At 30.9% G+C, this 26180-nt stretch carries 23 protein-coding genes; 16 read left to right on the top strand and 7 right to left on the bottom strand.

Annotation, left to right across the window (positions count from 1 at the left end; all coding sequences use genetic code 11):
- Nucleotides 1-82: 82 nt before the first annotated feature.
- The 4 genes from C7447_RS01860 to C7447_RS01845 all read left to right on the top strand — a co-directional run bounded on the left by C7447_RS01860 (nt 83) and on the right by C7447_RS01845 (nt 5531).
- Complete coding sequence (locus C7447_RS01860; RefSeq protein WP_148868481.1) at nt 83-1945, top strand: M1 family metallopeptidase; 1863 nt, start codon at nt 83-85, stop codon at nt 1943-1945.
- A gap of 101 nt (nt 1946-2046) precedes the next feature.
- Nucleotides 2047-3738, top strand: coding sequence for a glutamine--tRNA ligase/YqeY domain fusion protein (locus tag C7447_RS01855; RefSeq protein WP_148868480.1), 1692 nt, complete (start codon nt 2047-2049; stop codon nt 3736-3738).
- A gap of 198 nt (nt 3739-3936) precedes the next feature.
- Complete coding sequence (locus C7447_RS01850; protein WP_148868479.1) at nt 3937-4605, top strand: energy transducer TonB; 669 nt, start codon at nt 3937-3939, stop codon at nt 4603-4605.
- Between the two features lie 236 nt (nt 4606-4841).
- The gene (locus C7447_RS01845; RefSeq protein WP_148868478.1) at nt 4842-5531 is read left to right on the top strand and encodes an energy transducer TonB; all 690 of its coding nucleotides are present in this window, start codon (nt 4842-4844) and stop codon (nt 5529-5531) included.
- Nucleotides 5532-5582: 51 nt separating this feature from the next.
- Here the strand turns inward: C7447_RS01845 and C7447_RS01840 are convergent, their stop codons facing one another.
- The gene (locus tag C7447_RS01840) at nt 5583-7184 is read right to left on the bottom strand and encodes an Ig-like domain-containing protein (RefSeq protein WP_148868477.1); all 1602 of its coding nucleotides are present in this window, start codon (nt 7182-7184) and stop codon (nt 5583-5585) included.
- A gap of 42 nt (nt 7185-7226) precedes the next feature.
- Nucleotides 7227-7919: a ComF family protein gene (locus tag C7447_RS01835; RefSeq protein ID WP_148868476.1), complete on the bottom strand. Its 693-nt coding sequence runs from the start codon at nt 7917-7919 to the stop codon at nt 7227-7229.
- Between the two features lie 49 nt (nt 7920-7968).
- Between C7447_RS01835 and C7447_RS01830 the strand changes: the two genes are divergently transcribed.
- From C7447_RS01830 to C7447_RS01810, 5 genes are all read left to right on the top strand, one after another.
- Entirely contained in the window at nt 7969-8529 is a 561-nt protein-coding gene (locus tag C7447_RS01830; protein ID WP_148868475.1) for a class I SAM-dependent methyltransferase, read from the top strand.
- A 43-nt stretch (nt 8530-8572) separates the two neighbouring features.
- Nucleotides 8573-9472 carry a hypothetical protein gene (locus tag C7447_RS01825; RefSeq protein ID WP_148868474.1) on the top strand — a complete coding sequence of 300 codons (900 nt, stop codon included), beginning with the start codon at nt 8573-8575 and terminating at the stop codon, nt 9470-9472.
- Between the two features lie 77 nt (nt 9473-9549).
- A complete protein-coding gene (locus C7447_RS01820; RefSeq protein WP_148868473.1) occupies nt 9550-10452 on the top strand; it encodes a kinetochore Spc7 family protein in 903 nt (300 codons plus the stop codon).
- A gap of 99 nt (nt 10453-10551) precedes the next feature.
- On the top strand, nt 10552-12099 hold the full coding sequence (locus C7447_RS01815; protein WP_148868472.1) for a glycine--tRNA ligase: 1548 nt from the start codon (nt 10552-10554) through the stop codon (nt 12097-12099).
- A gap of 84 nt (nt 12100-12183) precedes the next feature.
- A complete protein-coding gene (locus tag C7447_RS01810; RefSeq protein WP_148868471.1) occupies nt 12184-12408 on the top strand; it encodes a hypothetical protein in 225 nt (74 codons plus the stop codon).
- A 51-nt stretch (nt 12409-12459) separates the two neighbouring features.
- Here C7447_RS01810 and C7447_RS01805 read toward each other — a convergent pair whose 3' ends face one another.
- Together C7447_RS01805 and C7447_RS01800 are read right to left on the bottom strand one after the other, a co-directional pair.
- Nucleotides 12460-13974: an SGNH/GDSL hydrolase family protein gene (locus tag C7447_RS01805; RefSeq protein ID WP_148868470.1), complete on the bottom strand. Its 1515-nt coding sequence runs from the start codon at nt 13972-13974 to the stop codon at nt 12460-12462.
- Nucleotides 13975-13987: 13 nt separating this feature from the next.
- The gene (locus C7447_RS01800; protein ID WP_148868469.1) at nt 13988-16789 is read right to left on the bottom strand and encodes a TonB-dependent receptor; all 2802 of its coding nucleotides are present in this window, start codon (nt 16787-16789) and stop codon (nt 13988-13990) included.
- Between the two features lie 191 nt (nt 16790-16980).
- Here C7447_RS01800 and C7447_RS01795 point away from each other — a divergent pair, with 191 nt between their 5' ends.
- Together C7447_RS01795 and serS are read left to right on the top strand one after the other, a co-directional pair.
- Nucleotides 16981-17913 (top strand): bifunctional riboflavin kinase/FAD synthetase, encoded by a 933-nt coding sequence (locus C7447_RS01795; protein ID WP_148868468.1) that lies wholly within the window; start codon nt 16981-16983, stop codon nt 17911-17913.
- Between the two features lie 60 nt (nt 17914-17973).
- Nucleotides 17974-19248, top strand: coding sequence for a serine--tRNA ligase (gene serS, locus C7447_RS01790; RefSeq protein WP_148868467.1), 1275 nt, complete (start codon nt 17974-17976; stop codon nt 19246-19248).
- Nucleotides 19249-19307: 59 nt separating this feature from the next.
- Here serS and C7447_RS14700 read toward each other — a convergent pair whose 3' ends face one another.
- Nucleotides 19308-19451: a hypothetical protein gene (locus C7447_RS14700; RefSeq protein WP_170245868.1), complete on the bottom strand. Its 144-nt coding sequence runs from the start codon at nt 19449-19451 to the stop codon at nt 19308-19310.
- A 122-nt stretch (nt 19452-19573) separates the two neighbouring features.
- On the opposite strand from C7447_RS14700, the gene C7447_RS01785 reads away from it, so the two are divergent.
- From C7447_RS01785 to mgtE, 5 genes are read left to right on the top strand one after another with little or no spacing between them, the layout of a single operon-like run.
- Nucleotides 19574-21352, top strand: a complete 1779-nt coding sequence (locus C7447_RS01785) for a tetratricopeptide repeat protein (RefSeq protein WP_211354887.1) — start codon at nt 19574-19576, stop codon at nt 21350-21352.
- Nucleotides 21353-21404: 52 nt separating this feature from the next.
- Nucleotides 21405-21734 (top strand): DUF4286 family protein, encoded by a 330-nt coding sequence (locus tag C7447_RS01780; protein WP_148868465.1) that lies wholly within the window; start codon nt 21405-21407, stop codon nt 21732-21734.
- A complete protein-coding gene (locus C7447_RS01775) occupies nt 21734-22267 on the top strand; it encodes a hypothetical protein (RefSeq protein ID WP_148868464.1) in 534 nt (177 codons plus the stop codon). The genes C7447_RS01780 and C7447_RS01775 overlap by 1 nt, the downstream gene beginning before the upstream one ends.
- Nucleotides 22268-22269: 2 nt before the next feature.
- Nucleotides 22270-23073 (top strand): 16S rRNA (adenine(1518)-N(6)/adenine(1519)-N(6))-dimethyltransferase RsmA, encoded by an 804-nt coding sequence (gene rsmA / locus C7447_RS01770; RefSeq protein ID WP_148868463.1) that lies wholly within the window; start codon nt 22270-22272, stop codon nt 23071-23073.
- Nucleotides 23063-24412 carry a magnesium transporter gene (gene mgtE, locus C7447_RS01765; protein WP_148868462.1) on the top strand — a complete coding sequence of 450 codons (1350 nt, stop codon included), beginning with the start codon at nt 23063-23065 and terminating at the stop codon, nt 24410-24412. Before rsmA ends, mgtE begins: the two co-directional genes overlap by 11 nt.
- Here the strand turns inward: mgtE and C7447_RS01760 are convergent.
- A complete protein-coding gene (locus tag C7447_RS01760) occupies nt 24399-25085 on the bottom strand; it encodes a LysE family translocator (protein ID WP_148868461.1) in 687 nt (228 codons plus the stop codon). The genes mgtE and C7447_RS01760 overlap by 14 nt on opposite strands.
- 21 nt (nt 25086-25106) lie before the next feature.
- Nucleotides 25107-26153 (bottom strand): 2Fe-2S iron-sulfur cluster-binding protein, encoded by a 1047-nt coding sequence (locus tag C7447_RS01755; RefSeq protein WP_148868460.1) that lies wholly within the window; start codon nt 26151-26153, stop codon nt 25107-25109.
- Nucleotides 26154-26180: the final 27 nt, after the last annotated feature.

Genomic DNA, 26180 nt, shown 5'->3' with positions numbered 1-26180 from the left:
TTTTATGATTCTATAAAAACATAAAAGAGCATTATTTACTGATGCTCTTTTTTGATTAATTACAATTGAAAATCAATTAAAAATGAAAAAACTTATTTATTCAATTTCTTTACTATTGATGGTTTCTTGCGCAACAACAGCTCAAAAAACTACATCAGTAAAAAAAGATAATTATTGGCAACAACACGTGGATTATACGATGGATATTGATATGAACGTGAACGACTATCAGTATAAAGGAAAACAAACTTTAGTTTATACCAATAACTCACCAGATGTATTAGACAAGGTTTTTTATCATCTTTATTTTAATGCGTTTCAACCAAATTCTCAGATGGATGCACGGTTACATACTATTCAAGATCCAGATGGAAGAATGGTGAAAAATATAGGAACAAGGGAAGCGCCTAAGTTTAAGAGTAGAATAGAAAAATTAAGTCCGTCGGAAATAGGATATATCAAAGTAAACTCTTTAAAACAAAACGGAACTGAGGTTAAACATGAAACGGTTGGAACCATTCTAGAGGTTACCTTAAACAAACCTATTCAATCAGGAGAAAGTGTAACGTTTGAAATGGATTACGATGCACAAGTTCCCGTTCAAATCCGTAGAACAGGTAGAAATAATAGTGAAGGAGTAGCTTTATCTATGACGCAGTGGTATCCTAAAATGGCAGAATACGATTTTGAAGGTTGGCATACACCACCTTATATTGCTCGTGAGTTTCACGGAGTTTGGGGTAATTATGATGTAACACTTCATATTGATAAAAAATATGTAGTTGGTGGAACAGGAAAATTACAAAACCCACAAGAAGTAGGATATGGTTATGAAGATAAAAATAAAGATTTAAAACTTCCTTCAGGAGATAAAATAACATGGAAATTTAAAGAAGAAAATATTCATGACTTTACATGGGCAGCTGACCCTGAGTATAATCATGATGTTTATAAAATGGATAATGGTATTGATTTACATTTTTTATATAAGAAAAACATGAAGTCAGAGTTTTTAGAAGGTTGGAAAAAATTACAACCTAAAACAGCTGATTTAATGAATTATTATAATGAGCATGTTGGTCAATATCCATACAAGCAATATTCAGTTATTCAAGGAGGAGATGGTGGAATGGAGTATGCACAATGTACTTTAATTACAGGACAAAGATCTTGGGGTAGCTTATTTGGTGTAACAGCACATGAAATGGCACACACATGGTTTCAGTTTTTATTAGCAACAAATGAGAGTAAACACCCGTGGATGGACGAAGGTTTTACGACGTATATTTCTAACAAAGCAGAGAATGAAATTTTAGGAGAGAATAAGGTGAATCCGCATGTAGGTTCTTACAAAGGATATGAATATGTGGTAAAAAAAGGAATTGAAGAACCTCTTACTACACATGCAGATCGTTATGATATTAATACCGCTTATGGTATTGCGAGTTACTCAAAAGGAAATATCTTTTTAAGTCAGTTAGAATATGTAATTGGTGAAGAAAATGTAGCTAAAACGTTAAAAAAATATTTTAATGATTTTGCCTTTAAACATCCAACACCAAATGATATAAAAAGAACTGCTGAAAAAGTTTCTGGCATTCATTTAGATTGGTATTTAAATGAGTGGGCGCAAACGACTCATACAATCGATTATGGAGTAAAAGAAGTAAATAATAACCAAATAACCTTAGAAAGAATTGGTAAAATGCCGATGCCTATTGATGTTGAGGTTACCTATAAAGACGGAACAACAGAAGCATTTAACATTCCGTTAGAAATTATGCGTGGAAATAAACCAACAAAAGCAAGAATATTAAAAGATTGGGGATGGGCATATCCAACCTATACTTTTACGACTTCAAAAGCAGTACAATCTGTTCAAATTGATAAAAGCGGTTTAATGGCAGATATTGATTTGAATAACAATTCGTATTCAGAGAAATAAAAATTTATAAATAAACAACTAAGAAGCAGTAAAAACACATAAGTTTTCACTGCTTTTTTTCTTTTGAAATAATTACTTTTGTCTAAGATTAAACGTGTAATATGTCAGAAGAAAAAAAGTCCCTTAATTTTATAGAACAAATTATTGAAGAAGATTTGGCTAACGGAATGCCAAAAGAAAATTTGCGATTTCGTTTTCCTCCAGAACCAAACGGGTATTTACACATTGGGCACACTAAAGCTATCGGCATTAGTTTTGGCTTGGGTGAAAAATACAATGCACCTGTAAACTTGCGTTTCGATGATACTAATCCTATAAAAGAAGAACAGGAATATGTAGATGCAATTAAGCGAGATATTACATGGTTAGGTTACCAGTGGGCAAATGAATGTTATTCTTCTGATTATTTTCAGCAGTTATACGATTGGGCTGTTCAAATGATTAAAGACGGTAAAGCGTATGTGGATAGCCAAACGTCTGAAGCAATGGCAGAACAAAAAGGAACCCCAACACAACCAGGAACTAACAGTCCGTTTAGAAATCGTTCCGTTGAAGAAAACTTAGATTTATTTGAAAGAATGAAAAAAGGTGAGTTTGCTGAAGGAGAACATATTTTGCGTGCTAAAATTGATATGAAGTCACCAAACATGTTATTGCGTGATCCAATTATGTATAGAATTTTATACAAATCTCACCATAGAACGGGAGATGATTGGTGTATTTACCCAATGTATGATTGGACACATGGAGAGAGTGATTATATAGAACAAATTTCACACTCGTTATGTTCGTTAGAATTTAAACCACATCGTGATTTATATGATTGGTTTCGAGATAATGTGTATGAATATAGTAAGTCAGAATATTCATCAACCCCAAAACAAAGAGAATTTTCTCGGTTGAATTTAAGTTACACAATTATGAGTAAACGTAAGTTACTCAAATTAGTGGAAGAAGGAATTGTATCTGGGTGGGATGACCCACGTATGCCAACTATTTCTGGTTTGCGCCGTAGAGGTTATACACCGGCATCTATTCGTAATTTTATAGAGACGGTTGGGGTTTCTAAGCGTGAAAATGTAATAGATGTTGCTTTATTAGAGTTTAAAATTCGTGAAGATTTAAACAAAAAAGCAGATCGTGTTATGGCCGTTTTAGATCCAGTAAAATTGATTATCACAAATTACCCTGAAGAAAAAGAAGAAATTTTAACTGCTGAAAATAATCCTGAGGATGAAGATTCAGGAACGAGAGATGTACCATTTTCAAGAGAATTATATATAGAAAGAGAAGATTTTAAAGAAGAAGCAAACAAGAAATTCTTCCGTTTAACTTTAGGTAAAGAAGTTCGTTTAAAGAATGCTTATATTATTAAAGGAGAGAGTTGTATAAAAGATAAAGATGGGAATATTACGGAAATTCATTGTACTTATGATCCGTTAAGTAGATCAGGAAGCGGAACAGAAGAAAGTAAGCGTAAGGTAAAAGGAACATTACACTGGGTTTCTAAGAAGCATGCAATTCCTGCCGAGGTTCGAGTATATGACCGCTTGTTTTTAGATGAAGCACCAGATGCTGACAAAGACAAAGACTTTATGGAGTTTTTAAATCCAAATTCTTTAGAGGTAATTAATGCATTTGTTGAACCAAGCTTGCAATTAGCTAAAGTTGGAGATTGTTTTCAATTTCAACGTATAGGATACTTTAATGTTGATGATGATTCATCATCAAATAAATTAGTGTTTAATAAAACAGTAGGATTGCGAGACAGCTGGACGAAAGGCAATAAATAAGTAGTTATTTTTAAAATTTTATAAAAACCTTGTACAATAATTTGTACGAGGTTTTTTTGTTAAGTTAAGGTTGAAATATCTACATTTTTTAACATCAAAAATAAATTATTGACAAAAAGTTAACAAAATATAAAATAATTTTACTAATTTGGATATCCCTCAATATTACGTTTTTATAATTATAAATATACCCAAGCTATGAAAAAAGCATATTGGTTAATCGGTTGTCTGTTTTTTGGAAGTATTTTAACAGCACAAAATAAAAAGGCGACATCTAATGAGTCAGAAGACTCTATAAATAGTGTTGCTGAATATTTAAATGAAGAGGAAGAAGCAGAAAAAACACGTTTAATTACTTTAAGAGCTTCTCAATCTCAAAGAAGGTTTTTAAAAAAAAGGAAAATAAAACGAATTTCTACAGTTAATAACCATAAAATTTCTAAAACTGAAAATCCTCATAAAACAGTTAATATAAGCAAAACGCTTTCTAAGAATATTGAAGAGGAGTTCACCATAGAAAAATTTAATACAGTAGATAAAATCCCACTTTTTAAAGAATGTAAGAGAATTAATAAAGAAAATCAACAGGCATGTTTTAATCATGAAATGAAAGAGTTTATAAATAAAAATATAAATTATCCCAAAGATGCTATTCACAATAAAATTAACGGAAAAATTTCAATAAAATTCATAATTGATGAACGAGGTAAGGTAAATAATATCCAAATTTCGGGACCTAGAGGAAGCAGAAGTTTAAAAAAAGAGGTAATGAAGTTAATAACTAAACTTCCTAAATTTATACCTGCAGAAAAAAAAGGGAAAGTAATTCCTGTTGAGTACGACTTTAAACTTAACTTTTCATTATAAAATTCAATAAACACAAAAACCCGCTGTTAGCACTAACAGCGGATTTTTTGTCAATCATAAATAGTTTATTGATATAACGGTTTAATCATAATTTATTGATTATTAGTATTTTTTAGAAAAATGGATCAAAAAAAGACCATTTTGTAATAAAAAGTGTAAAATTTTAACATAAAGATGATAAATTTATATAAATTGGTCGTCCCAATAATACGAATGTAGTTAGTAATCCCCAAATTATGAAAAAAGTACATTGGTTTCTCTTTTTCCTATTTATAGGAAAATTTGTAACGTCATATGGTCAAAATAACTGTGAATCTTCTAAGGATTTGTTAGATCTTAACAGCATTGAAAAATGTGCTGCTAAAGCTTCAGTTAAAAAAAACTTCCGAGAAACTCGTCAAATAACAGTAAAGGTTACTGCTTCGAAAAGAAGATTTTTAAAAAAAAGAAAAGCAAAATTAATATCTACTGTTAATGACATTAATAGTTATGATATTTCCAATGCATCTAAACCCTTTAAACCCTCTGCTATAAATATTATTAAAGCAATAGAAAAAGAAGAAGAAAACACTATTGATAAATTTAGTACTGTTGATAAAATTCCTCTTTTTAAATCTTGTAAGGAAACAATAAAAAAAGAACAATTAAAATGTTTTAATGTTGAAATGATGGGGTTTATTAACAAAAATATTAATTATCCAGATGATGCTATTAACAAAGGAATTACTGGTAAGATTTCAGCAAAATTTATAATTGATAAAAAAGGAAAAGCAGATAATATTCAAATTTCCGGGACAAGAGATGATAGAATTTTAAAGAAGGAGGTAATGAGGTTAATAACCAAACTTCCTAGGTTTATACCAGCAGAAAAAAATGGTAAATCAACTCCAGTAGAATACGAGTTTAAGCTTAATTTTTCGTTATAAACAACCATCTTAAATAAAAAAATACGCTGTTAGAGCTAACAGCGTATTTTTTTATTTAATTGTAAAAGTAATTTTATCAAAAGACCAATTAGCTCTTAATGGTATTTTTTCTGGGAAATATATAATTCTTTCAGGTTGAATTTTTTGTAAGAAATTACCCGTATCCCAAATACGGTTTTTATTATCATCAACAATTGCTCTTATCGTATATTCTTTAGGTTCTAATAAAGAGAATTCAATCTTTTTAGAACTTTCTAAGTAGAGAGTTTTAACAACTTTATCTTTTACCAATAATTCAATAATTACAGGGCTTTCAGTTTCTTTTTGTATGTTTAACGAAATACTTCCATAATCTTCAGAATCTTTGGTGTTAAATTTATAGTTTAAGGAGTCGTTAGTTGTTTCATAAACATCGGTAATTGCTTTGGGGAGAACGGTTAAATTATAACTCGTTTTCGGTATTTTTTCAAACAAAATGGCAAGCTTATTTATTTCTTGTTTTTTTAACTTATAGGCAACATCAACGGTATCATTATTAATTAGAGAAAACTTTGTTTCATCAATAGTTGTAATAGGGTTATTGGTTGTTAGAAATAAAGTATCTGTTAAGTGCAAAGTTCCACTAACTGTGGATGAAACGGAAAGAGAATCAACTTTATTTTTACGTAGACGAACGGTAATACTATCTATAAACTCTTTGTTTGTAATGGTAAAATTAAGTGAATCTGCTTCAATAGGAGTAAACCAAAAATTTAAAGTGTCTTTGTTTTTTTCAAATTGAGAAAAAGATTTAAAATTTTCAGGGGTATTGGAAAGTAAATTTACTTTCATATCAGTTGATTTTCCTTCAAAACCGAATTGAATTTTTCCTTTTGTAGCTTCCTTCCCTCTTTTAAAAACATAAGGTTGTACTTCTTTAAAAATGGATAGAGGAGTTGAAATTATACTGTCTTTGGGAAGTAAAATAGTATCTATTAAAAAGCCAGTTTTGTCTGTTTTTGGGTTAAACATATAATTACTCACCTCTTCATCTAGAGCCATCATCACATACTTTCCTTTTTGAATGTTTGTAAAATGGAAATTTACAGAGTCTGTAGTATTTGTAACATAGTTCGGTTTTTGTTTAAAGAAAGCAGAATCCTTATAAGTAGAATCCAATTTATATAACAAAACACTTATGTTTTTATTTGGTTTGCCTATTAAAGCATCGGTTACAGATCCTTTTATTTCTAAGGAATCAATGTAACTTCCTGTAGAAAAGATATATTTAAAATTTTCTAATTTATTGTTTTCATTATTATCTTGTACAGCATTACCAAAGTTAAATGTGTAAGTAGTATTGGGTTGTAGTGTGTCTAAAATTTTTATATTAATATACTTGCTGGGTGTACCTTGTGGTGTAATTATTGGAGGATTTTTTAAAGGAGGAGACACAACTAATTGTTTTGTTAAATCTTTTAAAACAATGTATTCGTCAAAATAAATCTTAATATCTTTTTCCTTGAAATTAATTGTTTTATAAGGTGGTTTTGCGGTAACCATAATAGGTGCAGCCTCATCTTTTGGGCCACCATCAGGACGTCCTTTTCGTGCACAAGCAAGAGCTAAAATTGAAACTATTATTAAAGCTAAAAATTTATAAAAAAACTTCACGAAATCTATTTTAAATTGAATATCAAAAGTACTAAAAAACTACTATGTTTTTTCTGTAAAGGCCATGGTTATAATACTAATTGTGATATTTTTTGATTTTAATAATTCATTACAGCAAGCTTCTAATGTAGCGCCTGTAGTAATCACATCATCAATTAGCAAAACATGCTTATTTTCAAAAACAGAAGTGTTGGTTAAATTAAATTTTGTTGTTGTACTAGAAAAACGCTCAAACCGTTTTTTAAAAGTTTGAGTTTTAGTAGATGAAATTCTGAGTAAAACATCTGGAAGATAGGGAGTTTTAAGAGTAGTACTCAAACTATTACCAAAAGTTGTGAGTTGGTTGTATCCGCGTTTTTTTAATTTTGAAGAGTGTAATGGAACAGGTACTATATAATCGATATTTTTAAATTCATTGCTTTTATCTAGCTCATAGCCAAACCAATTTCCTATAAAAGTTCCAACATCTTGCCTGTTTTTATATTTTAAATGATGAATTAATTGTTTAGTGATTCCTTTTTTTCTAAAATATAAAAAAGAGGCTCCTTTTTTTATTGCTGTACGCCCATAAAAAATATCAGTTATTTCGTTGTTTTGATAATTTTTTAAATTAATTTGCGGAAGATCATGTCTACAAAAAGAGCATAAAATAGACTCTTTATATAGAAGATTTTTATCACAATTTAAACATAAATCTGGGTAAAACAACCGGGATATATCTTTTAAAAGTTGCATATTTGCGTGGCAATTTTAACAGTAATATACAAAAATACCTTCAATACTTTTGAATAAGAAATTTAATTTTTTTAAAGAAGCAGTCAAAAATTATAAAACATCAGGCACAATTGTACCAAGTTCTCGTTTTTTAGCTGATAAATTACTTAAGTTTATTGATTTTTCAGATGCAAATGTAATTGTAGAACTTGGCCCAGGTAACGGAGCAGTTACAAAGTACATCCTAAAAAAAATCAAACCACAAACTACACTTGTATGCTTTGAAATTAATGATGCTTTTTACAGAGAGTTGTTAAAAATTAAACATCCACAGTTAAAAATAGTTAAAGCATCTGCAGAACATCTTAATGAAGAACTTCAAAAATTAGGTTTTTTAAAAGCGGATTATATTATTTCTAGCCTTCCATTAGCGATATTACCACAAAAATTATCTAAAAAGATATTAAAAGAATCGTTTAAGGTTTTAAAGAAAGATGGCTTGTATATGCAGTTTCAATATAGTTTGTCTTACTACAAAAAACTAAAAAATGTATTTGGAAATAGTATTTCATTAAGTTTCGAACCACTAAACTTTCCTCCTGCATTTATATATAAATGTGCTAAAAAATAGTATTTTAGCGAATATATGTTTATCATAAGTTATCCCCAATAAAATGAGTTCTGAAAAAAAAAACAGAGGCATTATTGTCTTTTTACTACTACTTATATTAATTATTGGTTTTTTATCATATCAAAACGCTAAAGATTACCAAGAGTTACAAACTGCATTTCAAGCAGAAAAAAATCAGTTAGAAATTGAATTAGACAAGATAATTACCGATTATGATAATGTTATTGATAAAAAGATAAAATTATCCACAAATTTAAGGGGTAAACGATCAAAAGTTATTCAGCTAAGAGATACGATCAAAAACTTACAAGAAAAAAATTATAGTTTAATTAGAAGGTTTAGAAAAGAAGTAGCAAATTTAGAGAAAGAAAACAGAGAATTATTTGCTAGAATTGATTCATTAAACCAAGCTAATAACGTTTTAAAAGTAGAAAATGTAACGGTTAAAGAAGAACTTGATAAACAAGGAAAAATCACCAAGAAATTAGCCGCAAAATATTCAAACTTAAAAAAATATAAGGAAAGTTTAGAAGATAAAGTACTTAAAGCTGCTGAAATAGAAGTTGACGGTATAGAAATTACCCCTATGAAATTGAAAAGTAATGGGGACTATACAACTACATCAAGGTCTAAAAGAACGGACGCATTTAGATTGACTTTAAATTTATTGAGAAACGAGGTAGCAAAACCAGGTAAGCGAAAGGTGTATGTTAGTGTAGTTGATATGGATAAAAATGTAATCTCTGCAGATGGTCATATAATACTTAAAGACGGAAGTCGATTAGTTTATAGTGACACGTTTAATATAGACTATCGAAATTCTGAAATCTCTCTTGTTTCACTTGTTAAAGTAAATAGAGAACACATTAAAAAAGGAAATTATCTTGTTAGTGTTTACCTAGAAGGAACTCTAGTTGGAGACAGGGTGCTAGAACTTCGTTAACTCCATATTTCTAAAATAAAATAATTTTACTTGCTTATAAGCGTTATACCCTATTAAATAACTATAAATAAATACATATGAACCAAAAATCCTCTAAAAAAAAGGTGCTAACCTACCTATTATTCGCCTTAGTTCTTTTTCTCCTTATTTTTGCTTACAAGAAGAATAATGATTATAATGATTTAAAGAAAATATTTGCAGAAGAAAAAACTGAACTTCAACGTGAATTAGATGAGATTATTGATGATTATAAAGATTTATCTGTAAAAAAGAAAGATTTATCTAAAAGATTAATAGGAGAAGTTAATAAAATTATAGCATTAAGAGATTCTGTAGGAAAATTAGAAGCTTTTAATTTTAGTTTAATTAGAAAATATAGAAGAAAAATAGCGGCATTAGAAAGACAAAACAAAATATTATTTTCAAAGGTAGATTCATTAAGTACTATTAATGACAATTTAAAGCAAGATAACATTGTTGCTACGGAAATTTTAAATCAAAAGGATTCATTAGCGAGTAGTTTAACTAAAAGAAATGATGATTTAGAACAGACAAATAAAAAACTCTCAGCCCAAATTTCAACAGCAGCCCAAATTAAAACAACACCCATTAATTTCGAAGCGATGAAAGAAAGAAGTAGTGGTAAATTAACAAGCACTTCAAGATCTAGTAGAACGGATGCTTTTAGAATTAATTTTAAACTTCTTAAAAATGAAATAACAGCCCCAGGAAATAAAAAGATCTATGTTCAAGTACAAGACATTAAAAATAATGTTATTACCCCTAAAGGCGTCGTTACGTTAAAAAACGATGCTAAAATTGAATATAGCGATGAAATAATTGCTAATTATGACAATGAAGAACTAGGTATTTTATCATTAATTCTTGTTAATAGAGATGATATTAATGAAGGAGAATATAAAGTAAATGTTTTTGTAGATGGAATCTATACAACAAGTTCTGTGGTAAAATTGAGATAAATTAAATTATTTGTAGAAATTTAAAAGTGAAGAATTATATTTCTTCACTTTTTTTGTTTTCATATACGACATATTAAAACCTTATTATATTTTTGCATTATGGCAAAACAAGAAGATCAATTTAAAAAAGTAATATCACACGCTAAAGAATACGGTTATATTTTTCAATCTTCAGAAATATATGACGGTTTAAGTGCTGTGTATGATTACGCGCAAAACGGGGTTGAATTAAAGAAAAATATTCGTGACTATTGGTGGAAAGCAATGGTGCAAATGCATGAAAATATTGTAGGGATTGATGCCGCAATTTTAATGCATCCAACTACTTGGAAAGCTTCAGGTCACGTAGATGCTTTTAACGATCCGTTAATTGATAATAAAGACAGTAAAAAAAGATATCGTGCCGATGTTTTAGTAGAAGATTATTGTGCTAAAATTGAAGGAAAGATTGATAAAGAAGTAGCTAAAGCAGAAAAGCGTTTTGGTGATGCGTTTAATAAAGAAGAATTTTTAGCAACTAACGGTAGAGTTTTAGGGTATCAAGAAAAGATTAACACTATTTTATCCCGTTTAGGAAAATCTTTAGAAAATGAAGATTTAGCTGATGTCAAAGCTTTGATAGAAGAGCTAGAAATTGCGGACCCGTTAACAGGAAGTAAAAACTGGACAGATGTTAAACAATTCAATTTAATGTTTGGTACAAAACTAGGTGCATCTGCTGAAAATGCGATGGATTTATATTTACGTCCAGAAACAGCACAAGGAATTTTTGTAAATTTCTTAAATGTTCAAAAAACCGGACGTATGAAAATTCCTTTCGGAATTGCACAAACAGGTAAAGCTTTTCGTAATGAAATTGTTGCACGTCAGTTTATTTTTAGAATGCGTGAGTTTGAGCAAATGGAAATGCAATTTTTTATTAAACCAGGAACACAAAAAGAATGGTTTAAATATTGGAAAGAGACAAGATTAAAATGGCATTTATCTTTAGGAATGGGTGAAGATAATTACCGCTTTCACGATCATGAAAAATTAGCGCATTATGCCGATGCTGCGACAGATATAGAATTTAAATTTCCTTTCGGATTTAAAGAGCTAGAAGGAATACATTCTCGTACAAATTTTGATTTAAAACAACACGAAGAATTTTCAGGAAAAAAATTACAATATTTTGATCATGAGGAGAATGCAAGTTATACACCTTACGTTTTAGAAACTTCTATAGGTTTAGATCGTATGTTCTTGGCTGTATTTTCTAATGCATTAGTAGAAGAGGAGCTAGAAAACAATACTACAAGAACTGTTTTAAAATTACCGGCAGTATTAGCGCCTTTTAAAGCAGCTGTTTTACCATTGGTTAAAAAAGATGGTTTACCAGAAGTTGCTCGTAAAATTGTTGAAGATTTAAAATGGGATTTCAATGTAGCATATGATGAAAAAGATGCTGTAGGTCGTCGTTACCGTCGTCAAGATGCTAACGGAACACCATTTTGTATTACTGTTGATCATGATACATTGGAAGACAATACGGTAACCATTCGTCATAGAGATACAATGGAACAAAAACGTGTTAAAATAGATGAATTAAGAGACATTATTAAGCAAGAAGTAGATGTTCGTTCTTGGTTAATGAAAATGGAAGCATAGCTTCTTAAAGTATAAAAATAAGTATCCCAAGTTTATATACTTGGGATTTTTTATTTTGTAGATTTACAGCCTAAATTTTAATCAATGAAAAAAGTAGTTACAACTCTTTTTATTATCTTTTTACTTTGGATGCTTGCAGGGGCTTATTTATTAGCTGTTGATCATGAAAAAGCGCAAGTTATTATGGGGTTAGGAGTGTTTTTTATGGCATTCATATTAATGCCTGTTTTTATTTATTATCGCTATAAAGACGGAAAGTATAAAAAATATGTTTTAGATGATAAGAAAATAGAAGAGTGGAGAAAATAAAAAAGGTTGAGAAATTTCTCAACCTTTTTTATTTTATGATTAAAACAATTTTTATTGTAAAGCAGGAGAATAATTTGTTGGAAAATCATTCGCTTTTGCTAAACCGTTTGTAGCTTTACCAAAGTTAGAGCCATAAGTAGAGTCAATTGCTTCTAACATTTTGTTTGCCATTAATGCATAACCACGAGCGGTTAAATGCACACCATCTAAACCAACTAATCCACCAGTAACTAAATTAGCACTTAAAACATAGCTATCGAATGCGATACCACTAGTAGATGCTTGTTGTAATAATGAATTTAAATCTACAAAAGCATACCCATTTGCTTCTGCTGTAGTTTTTAAACTTAGGTTATATGCATCTGTTGCTGTTTTAATTTCTATTTGTTCTTGTGGGGTTAAGACCCACTTATCTTCTAATGCTATTTGAGTACCATAGCCTTGTGGTATAAAAGAAGAAAGAGGCAATACAAATAAATCATCCTTTGTAGCTTGCCTATATTTAGGTAAAGCAGCAAATGCAGGATTAATAGCCCCTAAATCTGTTAAATTTTCATCTATAATTACCATTGCATTTCCTTCGCCTGCTTCAAAATTAATCATTCTTTTTGTTGCTTCTTCTTCAGTAAATAGCCCAGTACCAGTTAATGCGGCAAGAGCTGCTTGAATACCTCCATTATAAGTTGCATAGCCTTGATTCAAAGCTGTTGCTGTTTCTAAATCCAAAGGAACAGGATTGTATGGCACTGTTGTAAAATGAGGTAAATTTGTGATGTATGGTAAATTTGCTATTACTCCTTTTGCACCAGTAGTTACTAAAGCTGCTGTTACATTCTCTAAAGCAAAATCAAATGTTGCAGTCGGTGTAATTAGGTCACTACCATCACCACCAGATATTGCATATCCTAAGACATCGTTTCCACCAAATTCTGATAAGGTAAAAAATGTAGGATTTTGACTAACCGCTAACCCTATAATAGAAGTATCTGTGTTTCCTGAAACTCTAATGGCATAAGGATTAGCTGCTGTAGGAAAATTAGCTAAATTTCCATACCCTGGAGCTATTAGATGAAAACTCTTTGCTCCCGGTACTCCTAAATTATTGAAAGGGCCTGTAGGATTGTTCAGTGCAAAATCTGTTGTTGACATTGCAGCAGGGTTAACACTTGCTAAAGGTGCTGGTCCTTCACCATTGAAAATTAATCTTTCAGTAAATAATCTCTCTTGAGTTGCAGGATTAATCACAGGTTGTCCACCTAAAATTAAACCACCAAAGTTATCACTCATTAAAGGTTGTGTAAATGCTCCACCACCAACCATAGCAAATTTCTCAGCTAAGATATTTGGAAAAGAGTTTTCTTGTCCGGCTATAAACAAAGCATTGTCAGTAAAACCAGCCGTAAAAGAAGCTCCTATAGATACGTAGGTAGAAAAATCGATACCATTTCCATTTAATTCAACTACTGCAGTAGCTGGGTCTTCAGGAATTGGGTCTAAATCATTATTTATATCACATGCTGTTAATCCTAAAAAAAGAACTGGCAGCCAACTATATTTAAATTTCATTTTTTTCATTTTTTTAGTTATTAATTGTCCAAGAAATATAGAACTGAGAACCTACTGCACCAATACCAGGCGCACTAAAATATTCTTGACCAGTTAAATTAGCTCCTCCTACTTTAAATACAGACTTTATAGAAGGTATTTTATAGTTCATTTGAGCATCTAAGGTAGTTCTTGCGTCTACTTTGCCTTCTAAGAAAGAAGATTCCCAATAGTATTCATCTTGCCAACGTAGGTTAATATTGAATCCGAAGTTTTCAAACAAATCAGTGTGTCCAAATTGTAATTTTACTTTGTGTTCTGGTGTGTTGAAGCCAGCTTCAAAATCAGGATCAGAGGCTTGATCAAAATCAAACTTAGACCATGTATAATTTAAACCTACATTAAAACCATTAAAAACTTTAGTATCTAATCCTAAACCAATACCATAAGAACTAATATCTGCAGTAGAGTTTGTTCTAAAACCAACACCAGCATAATCTCCATTTTGTAGTGCAGCCAATGCTAATTGACCTTGAACACCAGGATCACCTGCCACACCATAAAAAGGTACGGCAATATTTTTGATAGAAATAAAATCTTTATAGTCGTTGTAATATGCACTAAAATCAACCCCTAATTTGTTGTCTCCAGTTGGTAAAGCACCACGATACCCTACTTCAAAAGAAGTTACTTTTTCTGGTTTTACTAAATCAAAATTTGACTTAGTTGGGTTTCCTGCCTCTATAGATTTAGCAGAAAAAGCGTTTTCAAAAGCATCTCTACCTGTATAAGTAGTTGTAGCTCCCAATCCTGATAAGGCTTGACCCGATGGACTAACATTAATTGGTAAAGAAGTGAATCTGTCTAAGTTATCTTCAGCAGTACCAATTAAAGTACCTCCACCTGTATCTAAACCAATGTACTGATCTTGAGTTGTTGGATTTCTAAAACCTGTTTGAAAAGACAATCTAAAGTTGTGATTTTTACTTTCACCAGCCGCATATGCCAATGATACACGAGGAGAAACATTTCCATCAAAATTTATCGCTTTATCATAACGAGCAGAAGCTGTTAGTTTTAAGCGCTCATCCATCATTTTCTTTTGTAGTTGAGTATAAACTCCATATTCATCATAGGTAATTGGATCGTTACTATCAGTATATATTGTACCATATGAGTTCAAATTGTATTGTCTATAAGAAGCACCAAATTGAATTTCTGCCCAATCAATATAATCACGTAAGTTTAAGTTACCATCAGCATGATATAAATTGGTATTATCTTTAAATTTTGCTCCTGTTTTTAAATCAGGATCATTAGTAACTTTATCAAAAGCAGCTTTAAAACCTGCAGTTCCTGGTAACAAACGACCAGTGTCTGCGGCTTGTCTTGCAAGAAAATGAGCAGTTTTTGGATCAATCGTAGGATTTGTTAACACAGCACCAGCATATGTTTGGATATAATCTCCAAACCAATCTTCGTCGGATTTCCATTGTCTGTTGATATTAATTCCGGCAAAACGAGTATCATAAGAATCACCAGCATCTTCTCCAGTATAATAACCTCTAACAAAAAAGTTTTTACCTCTTACTTCTAATTTATGTTGCTCCATAAAGAAGTTAGCAATATTATATCGGTTTTGACCTTGGTAAATAGTATTACCTCTACCATATTTAGAGTTCCAAATAATTTCAACTCTATCATTTCCTAATGGACGGTAGTGTAGAGATGCTCCAAATTTCATACTCTTAGCCTCATTACTCATTAAATCTACTTCGTTGTAACCTGTTCTTGTTACACGAACATCAGGGATGATACCTAAACCAGAGGCAGTTCTAATATTTGTTCCAACTTCATCACCATATACATTAACCCCATCATAATCTATTGCAGAATCAGGATTACCTACCTCTCTAAAACCAGGAATGTATGTACCACCAACACCTGTTGTATTTCTATAATCAGTAGCATGCCATTCTTCACCTTTTACGTAGGATAAAGAAGCTTTAGCTGCAAAATAATCATCAAATGTATGAGCCATACGGATACTTGCATCATAAAACTCATTGTCGCCAGCTGCCTGTTGGCTAGTTAATCCTGTCTTTATAACAGCACTTATACCCTGATCGTTAAAAGGGCTTTTACTTGTCATTAACATAATACCGTTAAATGCATTGGCTCCATATAAAGCAGAAGAAGCACCAGGTAGAATTTCAACGCTTTTTACATCTAATTCAGATAGCCCTAATAAGTTACCCAAAGCAAAGTTTAAAGCAGGAGAAGCATTATCCATCCCATCTACTAATTGAACGAAACGTTCGTTAGCAAAAGCAGCAAAACCACGAGTGTTTACCGATTTAAACGTTAAACTACTTGTGTTAATATCTACTCCTTTTAAATTTTCTAACCCATCATAGAATGAAGGGGCAGTTGTGTTTTTAATTGCTCTTGAATCGAATCTCTCAATAGTTACCGGAGATTCCATAACACGTTCTGGAGTTCTAGAAGCAGAAACAACAACTTCATCCAAAGAAGTAGCATTTTCTTCTAAATCTACCGTAACATCTTGATTGTTTTTGGTAATTTCTACTGTTTTAGAATGATATCCTAACGAAGAAATTTCAATAGTAAACGGAGGTGTATCCGTTACTTGTAAAGTAAATTTTCCATCAAAATCAGTGTTAGTCCCCACTGCCTTTCTAGAAACTTTAATGTTGGCCCCTGGAAGAGGACCACCTAAAGACGCATCATTTACTGTTCCCGTAATAGTGGTTTGTGCAACCATCATTGCGCCACCAAACAGTGCAAATGCAACTAGTAATAATTTTTTTATCATAATGTGAATATTTGTTAACTATTGTGCAAAATACAACTTTTTTTGATTTACAAAATATTTACCTTGTTTTTTTGTTATTCCTATACTTAATAAGCATTATTTTTGCCATTATCATATTTTGACAACATATTTTTAAGATGAATTTCTTTACTGAGAATTAACTTGTAAATTTGCTTAAATTTAAGCTTAATTTGGAAATTATCCATTCAATTTTCGACTTTACTCCAATTCAGAGAACATATGTTACTATTGGAACTTTTGATGGTGTGCATATTGGACATCAAAAAATCATAGAAAAGTTAGTTGCTGAAGCGAAGGCAAACGGAAAACAATCCGTTGTTTTAACTTTTTTCCCACACCCAAGAATGGTATTGCAAAAGGATGTATCAATAGAATTGATTAATACAATTAATGAGCGTGCGAAACTGCTAGAAAAAACTGGATTAGATTATCTAATTATTCATCCGTTTAGTAAAGAATTTTCTCGATTAACTGCGTTGGATTTTGTGCGCGACATTCTCGTTAACAAGTTAAATATATCTAAATTAATTATTGGCTACGATCATCATTTTGGTAAAAACAGAGAAGGAAACATTGAGCAGCTTACCGAATATAGTCATTTGTACGATTTTAAAGTAGAAGAAATTCCTGCCCAAGATATTGATGATGTTTCTGTGAGTTCAACCAAGATTAGAAGAGCTTTAGCGGGAGGCGAATTAAAAACCGCTAATAAATATCTTGGCTACAATTTTTCATTAAAAGGAAAAGTGGTTAATGGAAAACAATTGGGAGGAACCATCGGTTTTCCAACAGCAAATATTGATGTTGCTGAAGATTATAAATTGATACCGAAAACAGGAGTTTATGTGGTAAAATCATTCGTAGAAAATAAACAAGTTTATGGAATGATGAATATCGGTAATCGACCAACGGTTGATGGAAAACATCAAACGATAGAAACTCATTTTTTTGATTTTGATAAAGATTTATACGGAAAAGAACTTAATATAGAACTTATTTTTTTTCTTAGAGATGAACAAAAATTTAACTCGGTTAATGAGCTTATTATTCAACTAAAAAAAGACGAAAAAACTTCCCGAGAATACATCAAGAATAATCTGTAACAACACGTTGCTAAAGTCTGTTGCTTCGTGTATCTTTGCTTTTCTTAAAAATTTAAAAAGATGTTACAAGTTCAGTTTATTCGAGACAACAAACAAACTGTTTTAGACGGATTAGCAAAACGTAATTTTGTTGATGCAGAAGAAATATTAAATCAGGTATTAAATGCTGATGAAACTAGAAGATCTACTCAAGTGTTGTTAGATAATGTGTTGGCAGAATCGAATAAACTATCCAAAGAAATCGGTAATCTCTTTAAATCAGGAGAAAAACAAAAAGCCAATTTATTAAAGGAAAAAACAAGTCAGTTAAAAGAGCAATCTAAAGAATTAACGGATGTGTTGAATACAGTATCAGACGAATTACAAGAATTGTTATATCAAATTCCGAATGTGCCTCATGCTTCAGTAAAGAAAGGAAAAAACGAGGAAGATAACGAAGAGGTTTATAAAGAAGGAATTATTCCAGATTTAGGTGAACATGCTTTACCACATTGGGAATTAGCGAAAAAGTACGATATTATTGATTTTGATTTAGGAGCAAAAATTACAGGTGCTGGTTTTCCTGTTTATAAAGGAAAAGGAGCTCGTTTACAACGTGCTTTAATCAACTATTTTTTAGATAAAAATACAGCTGCAGGTTATAAAGAAGTACAAGTTCCGCACTTGGTAAATGAAGCATCAGGTTTTGGTACAGGTCAGTTACCAGATAAAGAAGGGCAAATGTATCATGTTGGAGTTGATGATTTGTATTTAATTCCTACCGCCGAAGTTCCAGTAACAAATATGTTCCGTGGAGATTTATTACAAGAAGGTGAATTGCCAATTTCGGTTACAGGGTATACACCATGTTTTCGTCGTGAAGCAGGAAGCTATGGTGCGCATGTTCGTGGATTAAATCGTTTGCATCAATTTGATAAAGTAGAAATTGTTCGTATTGAGCATCCAGATAATTCTTACCAAGCATTAAATGGAATGGTGGAGCATATCAAGGAAATTTTACGTGAGTTAAAATTACCGTACAGAATTTTACGTTTGTGTGGTGGTGATACAGGTTTTACTTCTGCATTAACATTTGATTTTGAATTATTTTCTACAGCACAAGACCGATGGTTAGAAATTAGTTCTGCATCAAATTTTGAAACATTTCAAGCAAACAGATTAAAGCTACGTTTTAAAAATAAAGAAGGAAAAACACAATTGGTGCATACCTTAAATGGAAGTTCATTAGCATTGCCAAGAGTTTTGGCGGGTATATTGGAAAATTATCAAACTGCAGAAGGAATTAGAATTCCAGAAGTATTGGTTCCGTATTGCGGATTTAATATGATAGATTGATGATTTTAAAAGTGTTCAGTAGTCAGTTGCGCGCTAACTGATTACTGGATACTACTATATTAATTTGCAACAATTGCAACCATTAATCTTTTGTATTTGTTCATTTCTAATAGCGCTTCAAAATAAGCACCTATTTGTCCGTTTTGCATAAATTGATTAGCATTTCTTTTTGCCATCTCGTATTGTTTAGTTAAGTTTTTCATAATTAAAAATTTGTTAGTTCTTATACACATAAGACAAAGTCCGTGCCAAAATGTTACAGAATATTTTGTAAAACGATTCAATTTAATATTAAATTAACATTTTTCTTCCCTACTTTTGATTGATGAAAAACTACATTTCTCTTTTTATTTTACTGATTTTTAGTACGTTTTCTTTTGCGCAAGGAAATGAATATGTGCTTGCAGAAAATTATTTTAGAAATAATGAATTTGAAAAAGCATCTCAGATTTATAAAAAATTAGTTGATAAAAGTCCTTACAACACAACATATTTACAAAGATTAATAAGTTGTTATCAAGAAACCGATCAGTTTATTGTAGCAGAAAAATTACTTCAGCAAAAATTAAATAGTCAACCGAACTTATCTTTTTTAAATGTTTTTTTAGGATATAATTACGAGCGTCAACAACAGAATGATCTCGCACAAAAATATTATGATAAAGCGTTAAAATCAATAGACGAGAATTCAAACAACGGAGGAACAATTGCTAATATGTTTAAAAATTACAACAAGTTAGATTTAGCGATTGAAGCCTATAAAAAAGCAAGTAATTATAATGAGAATTCAAATTATGGATTTCAAATTGCTCAGATATATGGAGAAAAAGGAGATTTTGCTTATATGTTTGAAGAGTATATTAATTTCTTAGATAAAAATGATAATTATTTAAACACGGTAAAAAGATACACTGCGAGATATGTGAATGACGATAGTGAAAACGAGAATAATATTTTGTTTAAAAAAGCATTGTTGCGTAAATCGGCAAGTAACCCTAAAGATGTTTGGAACAATTTGTTAGCTTGGTTATTTACGAATCAAAAAGAGTATAATAAAGCATTAATTCAACAGAAAGCGTTATACATTAGAGATGCAAATAATTTAGCTGGAATTAAAGAAGTGGGTAAAATAGCTTTCGAAAACAAAGACTACGAAACGGCCAAAAACAGTTTCGATTTTGTGATCGAAAAAACAAATTACCCTACAGATAAATTCCATGCAATTTATATGAATTTATTAATTTCTGTGGCTACAAAACAACCGAATGTAGAGGAAGAATTTCAAAAAATATTTACTAATTATGGTATTAACACCAATACTTTTTCTATTCAAGTAGCCTATGCAGATTATTTAACCTTTGACAAAAACGAACCTCAAAAAGCCAATATAATTTTAGAGGAAGCTTTACAACATGCAAATTCTAAGTTTCAAAAAGGAAAAGTAAAGCTAAAAATAGGAGATGTTTTAGTGTATCGAAATCAATTTAACAAAGCATTAATTTATTTTTCACAAGTTCAAACAAAGTTTCCAAATCACGAATTAGGACAAGAAGCACGGTTTAAAGTAGCCCAAACATCGTATTTTAAAAACGATTTTACCTGGGCCAAAGCACAATTAAAAATATTAAAAGGCTCTGCAACACAACTTATTGCAAACGATGCTGCAAATTTGTTTTTAACCATTTCAGATAATGAACCAAAAGACAGTATTCCCTCCGGATTAGCAAAATACGCGAAAGCAGATTTATTAGCCTATCAAAATAAAGATGATGAAGCAATAGTTGTTTTAAACGAGGTTATTAAAGAATTTAAAGGGCAATCTATTGAAGACGAAGCATTATTTAAACAAGCAAAACTATATATCAAACAAAAAAAATACGAGGCTGCGATTTCAAATTTTGATAAGATTATTACAATAGATGCAAAAGGTATTTTAGTAGATGATGTGTATTATCAAATGGCAGAACTCTACAAGAACGAATTAAATAATCCTGAAAAGGCATCAGAATATTACCAAAAGATTATTTTTGAACATCCATCAAGTATTTATTTGGTAGATGCACGAAAAAAGTTTAGAAAATTAAGGGGGGATACTATAAATTAATAGGGTTGAAAATTGTAAAAGTGTTCAAATATTCACCAATAAAAACAAAATTATGTACATATATAATGTAACAATAAATATAGACGAAAGCGTTCATGATGAATGGCTAGTATGGATTCAAGAACACATACCAGAAGTATTAGCAACAGGCCGTTTTATAAGTGCTAAAATGACTCAGGTTTTAGTAGAAGAAGAAATGGGAGGAGTTACCTATTCAATTCAATATACTGCTAAAACGCGAGAAGATTTAGATGATTACTATAAACACAATGCAGATAAGCTAAGAAGTGATGCAATGATGAAGTTTGCAGATAAAATGGTGGCTTTTCGTACTGAGTTAAGAGTGATTGAAGAATTTTATCCAACGGTTTCAAGTAATTAATGAATATAGAAAATTTCTCTTTTAAATTACAACAGTCTTGGGACGAATTATTACCTGTTTTAAAAAAAGATAGTTTAAAACATTTTAAAAAGAATACTTTTAAATTAGAAGATAGTAACTTTCAAAATATTCCTAAAAAAGCGGGTGTCTATTTGTTTTCAATCAAACCTAAAAATAATTTTGACTTAAATTTTTTTAAAAAACAATGGATTGAAGATAAAACCGTAAATTTTCCAAGTATTCGTAAAAATATATCAGACTATTTTATAAAAGATAATTGGAATGTTTTTTACATAGGAAAATCAGAAAAATTACAAGAAAGAATTTTAAAACATTATAATGATAGTTATAAAAGTTCTACTTATGGATTAAAATTGTTAGAAAGAAAATGGCTAGTAAAAATAGCAGAAATAAGAGTTTCATTTTACGAACTTTCTCATAATAATTCATCAAAAGAAGTAATACAATTTATTATAACTAATCTTGAAAAAGAATTAAGAAAAGACTTAAAACCTTGGGTAGGTAAACAATAATTATGTCTGTTAGAGCAAAAAAACATCTTGGCCAACATTTTTTAACTGATGAAAATGTAGCAAAAAAAATAGCCGATTCGCTTACTGAAAAAGGTTATGATAATGTATTAGAAATCGGTCCAGGAATGGGTGTGCTTACTAAATACTTATTACAAAAAAAATCGAAAGTTACCGTAATGGAACTCGATAGAGAATCGGTTGCTTATTTACATGAAACGTTTCCAGTAGAGCATATTAAATTAGATACATCCGCAGATAAATTTAAAATTATTGAAGGTGATTTTTTAAAACAGAATTTACAAGAAGTATTTCCTGGGAAACAAGTAGCTATTATTGGAAATTTTCCATACAACATCTCTACCCAAATTGTATTTAAAGCAATAGAAAATCGTGAATTTGTGCCAGAATTTTCTGGTATGTTTCAAAAAGAAGTGGCACAACGAATTGCTGAAAAAGCAGGTAGTAAGGTATATGGAATTTTGTCTGTATTAACGCAAGCTTTTTACGATGTAGAATATTTGTTTACAGTTCCGCCAACAGTATTTAATCCGCCACCAAAAGTAGATAGCGGAGTTATACGACTCATTAGAAAAGAGAATTATACACTTCCTGTTGATGAAAAGTTATTTTTCCGTGTGGTAAAAACAGCTTTTAATCAACGAAGAAAAATGTTACGAAGTAGCTTAAAATCTTTCAACTTATCGGATACTTTAAAAGAAGACCCTATCTTTGTAATGCGTCCCGAACAATTGTCGGTGCAAGAATTTATTGAATTGACGGATAAAATTGCTAACGATGGCATTTGATATTACCAAAGAACTTTTAGAGAACGTTTCAGAACTTATTAGTAATCAAAAAGACACAGCGCTTTCGGAATTATTTTTAGATGTTCACCATGCAGATATTGCTGAAGTATTAGACGATTTATCGTTTGATGAAGCGGTTTATATTATCCGTTTGTTAGATAGTGAAACAACAGCTGAGGTTTTATTAGATGTAGATGATGAGGTTCGTGAAAAAATATTTGAACAACTTACCGCTAAAGAAATTGCTAGTGAAATTGATGAGTTAGATACTGATGATGCCGCTGATGTAATTGCAGAACTTCCTGAAGAAAGAAAGCAGGAAGTAATGCAAGAGATAGACGATGAAGAGCATGCCAAAGAAATTGTAGAATTACTACGTTATGACGAAAATTCTGCAGGGGGGTTAATGGCGAAAGAGCTGGTAAAAGTAAATGAAAATTGGACGGTTTTACGTTGTGTAAAAGAAATGCGTGCTCAAGCAGAAGAAGTAACACGAGTACATTCTATCTATGTAATTGATGACGGTGGAAAACTAAAAGGACGCCTTTCGTTGAAAGATTTATTAATGGCCTCTACGCGATCTAAAATTGCAGATGTATACATTCCTAATGTAGATTTTGTAAACGTAAATGATGCGGCAGAAGATGTTGCAAACGTAATGCGTAAATACGATTTAGAAGCGATTCCTGTAGTTGATGAATTAGGGGTTTTAGTGGGGCGAATTACCATTGATGATATTGTAGAAGTTATTAAGGAAGAGGCAGATAAAGATTATCAGTTAGCGGCGGGTATTACACAAGATGTAGAGGCAGATGATAGTATATTGGTTCTTACAAAAGCGCGTTTACCTTGGTTGTTTCTAGGTTTAGTAGGAGGGTTAAGTGCGGCTAGTATTATGGGGCTTTTTGAGGGGGCTATGGCTAAAAATGCAGTTTTATTTATGTTTACACCTCTTATCGCCGCAATGGCAGGAAATGTAGGAGTGCAATCATCTGCAATCATAGTACAAGGATTGGCTAATGATGGTATAAAAGGGAGTATTTTAAAAAGGTTACTTAAAGAGATTTCGTTAGCAATGGTAAATGGCTTTTTTTTAGCTATTTTTCTGTTTATTTTTATTTGGATAACTAAAGAAAATATCAAACTAGCTTTTGCAATATCTGTATCCTTATTTTCTGTTATTATTATTGCGGGCTTAATTGGAACTTCTATTCCACTGTTTTTAAATAAAAGAGGAATCGATCCGGCAATTGCAACAGGACCTTTTATAACAACCAGTAATGATATTTTTGGGATTTTAATCTACTTTTCAATAGCCAAATTGATTATCGGTTTTTAGTAGTTTTTTCTACTTTTTCGATAATGGTGTCAATTTTTTCCCTCGGAATAAAACCTTTTAACATTAATACAGCACCAAAAACAATGAGTAAAATGCCCATTCCTCTTTTTACGCGATAAATTACTAAAGGAGTTAATTTGTTTTTTAATTGTTTTGCTAGTAGTATTTTGCCTAAATCGGTTACAGCATATCCTATAATTACGGTGGTTAAATACCAAAAAATAGAAGTAGGATTCATATCTAAAGTAGGGCCTACAACTACTAATAAACCTAACCAAAAAGCTAAAACACCAATATTAATGAAGTTTAACAAAAAGCCTTTTACTAAAAGTCTAAAGTAATTGTTTTCTTCAGGCACTTTAATTTCATCTTCGTCTATTTCTTTTTTATTACTTTTATCTAAATACGTAATAATACCATATACAATAAGTACCAATCCGCCTACTAAAAATAATCGTGGATCATTCTTTATTTCTTCTAGTAAACTTCTACTTCCAAAATAAGCAATTAACATAAAAGAAATATCGCCCATAATAACCCCTAAATCAAAAGCGATAGCAGCACGAGCGCCTTTTAAAACGCTGGTTTTTAAAAGCATAAAAAAAACAGGTCCAATCATAAGAGCCATAAAAACTCCAATAAAAAAAGCATTTTTAAAATCGTAGAAATCCATTTATTAAATATACATTATTTACTATACATCATCAAAATCAACTACGATTTTTGGAGTAGTAGGGTGGGCTTGACAAGTTAAAATAAAACCATCTTCGAGTTCATCATCTGTTAAAATCTGATTCTTAACCATAACGGCTTTACCTTCTGTAACTTTAGCTATACAACTACTACAAACACCTCCTTGACATGAATATGGAGCATCTAATTTGTGACGTAAACTTGCCGAAAGTATATTGTCGGTTTGTTTCATCGTAAAAGTAGTTTCTTCATCATCTAAGACTACAGTAATTTCACTTTCGCCTTCTTTAACTTGCGCCGCTGCCTCTTCGTCTATAGATGCTGAAAATAATTCATAAGAAATGTTTTCTGATGTAAATCCGTTGTCTTGTAAAGTTTCAGAAATTGTTTCGATCATTTCTTCAGGACCACATAAAAAGGCGTTACTAAAAGAAATATCTTTGTATAAGTTCTTTACAAAGTAGTTTACTTGCCCTTTCTCAATACGACCAAATAAAGCATTTTCTTGTTGCTCTCTACTAAAAACGTAATGTAACTTGAATTGTTGAGGATAGTTTTGTTCTAAAATATTTAAATCATTAAAAAAGATAGTATCAGTAACACTTTTATTACCATAAATCAACGTAAAAGTTGAAGAAGGTTCACTTTCTAAAACAGATTTTATCATTGATAAAATAGGTGTAATTCCACTTCCAGCAGCAAAACCAATGTAGTTTTTATCAGCTTGTGGTTGTAATATAAATTTACCTTCTGGTTTAGAAACTTCTAATGTGTCACCTATTTTTAATTCAGTAGTTGCATAGACAGAAAACATTCCATTTTCAACTGCTTTCACAGCAACTTTAATTTCCCCACTTTTAGGAGATGAACATAAAGAATAAGCTCTACGAACCTCTTCTCCTTTAATAGTTGCCTTAATTGTAATGTATTGCCCTGCAATAAACGTGAAATCGTTTTGCAAATGGGTTGGAATATCAAAAATGATAGAAACAGCATCTGAGGTTTCTTTTATGATATTTTTTATTTTAAGAGGATGAAATGTATTCATTTGAAAAATTTGAAGTACAAAAATAGT

Origin of the sequence: Tenacibaculum adriaticum, assembly GCF_008124875.1 — a bacterium.
Classification (GTDB): Bacteria; Bacteroidota; Bacteroidia; order Flavobacteriales; family Flavobacteriaceae; genus Polaribacter; species Polaribacter adriaticus.
This window is presented reverse-complemented; position numbering and strand designations above follow the sequence as displayed.

Bases quoted from the DNA above. Each gene is read 5' to 3' on its own strand.
- C7447_RS01860 (WP_148868481.1), top strand. From the start codon at position 83: ATGAAAAAACTTATTTATTCAATTTCTTTACTATTGATGGTTTCTTGC.
- C7447_RS01855 (WP_148868480.1), top strand. From the start codon at position 2,047: ATGTCAGAAGAAAAAAAGTCCCTTAATTTTATAGAACAAATTATTGAA.
- C7447_RS01850 (WP_148868479.1), top strand. From the start codon at position 3,937: ATGAAAAAAGCATATTGGTTAATCGGTTGTCTGTTTTTTGGAAGTATT.
- C7447_RS01845 (WP_148868478.1), top strand. From the start codon at position 4,842: ATGAAAAAAGTACATTGGTTTCTCTTTTTCCTATTTATAGGAAAATTT.
- C7447_RS01835 (WP_148868476.1), bottom strand. From the start codon at position 7,919: ATGCAACTTTTAAAAGATATATCCCGGTTGTTTTACCCAGATTTATGT.
- C7447_RS01825 (WP_148868474.1), top strand. From the start codon at position 8,573: ATGAGTTCTGAAAAAAAAAACAGAGGCATTATTGTCTTTTTACTACTA.
- C7447_RS01820 (WP_148868473.1), top strand. From the start codon at position 9,550: ATGAACCAAAAATCCTCTAAAAAAAAGGTGCTAACCTACCTATTATTC.
- C7447_RS01815 (WP_148868472.1), top strand. From the start codon at position 10,552: ATGGCAAAACAAGAAGATCAATTTAAAAAAGTAATATCACACGCTAAA.
- C7447_RS01810 (WP_148868471.1), top strand. From the start codon at position 12,184: ATGAAAAAAGTAGTTACAACTCTTTTTATTATCTTTTTACTTTGGATG.
- C7447_RS01805 (WP_148868470.1), bottom strand. From the start codon at position 13,974: ATGAAATTTAAATATAGTTGGCTGCCAGTTCTTTTTTTAGGATTAACA.
- C7447_RS01800 (WP_148868469.1), bottom strand. From the start codon at position 16,789: ATGATAAAAAAATTATTACTAGTTGCATTTGCACTGTTTGGTGGCGCA.
- serS (WP_148868467.1), top strand. From the start codon at position 17,974: ATGTTACAAGTTCAGTTTATTCGAGACAACAAACAAACTGTTTTAGAC.
- C7447_RS14700 (WP_170245868.1), bottom strand. From the start codon at position 19,451: ATGAAAAACTTAACTAAACAATACGAGATGGCAAAAAGAAATGCTAAT.
- C7447_RS01785 (WP_211354887.1), top strand. From the start codon at position 19,574: ATGAAAAACTACATTTCTCTTTTTATTTTACTGATTTTTAGTACGTTT.
- C7447_RS01780 (WP_148868465.1), top strand. From the start codon at position 21,405: ATGTACATATATAATGTAACAATAAATATAGACGAAAGCGTTCATGAT.
- C7447_RS01775 (WP_148868464.1), top strand. From the start codon at position 21,734: ATGAATATAGAAAATTTCTCTTTTAAATTACAACAGTCTTGGGACGAA.
- rsmA (WP_148868463.1), top strand. From the start codon at position 22,270: ATGTCTGTTAGAGCAAAAAAACATCTTGGCCAACATTTTTTAACTGAT.
- mgtE (WP_148868462.1), top strand. From the start codon at position 23,063: ATGGCATTTGATATTACCAAAGAACTTTTAGAGAACGTTTCAGAACTT.
- C7447_RS01760 (WP_148868461.1), bottom strand. From the start codon at position 25,085: ATGGATTTCTACGATTTTAAAAATGCTTTTTTTATTGGAGTTTTTATG.
- C7447_RS01755 (WP_148868460.1), bottom strand. From the start codon at position 26,153: ATGAATACATTTCATCCTCTTAAAATAAAAAATATCATAAAAGAAACC.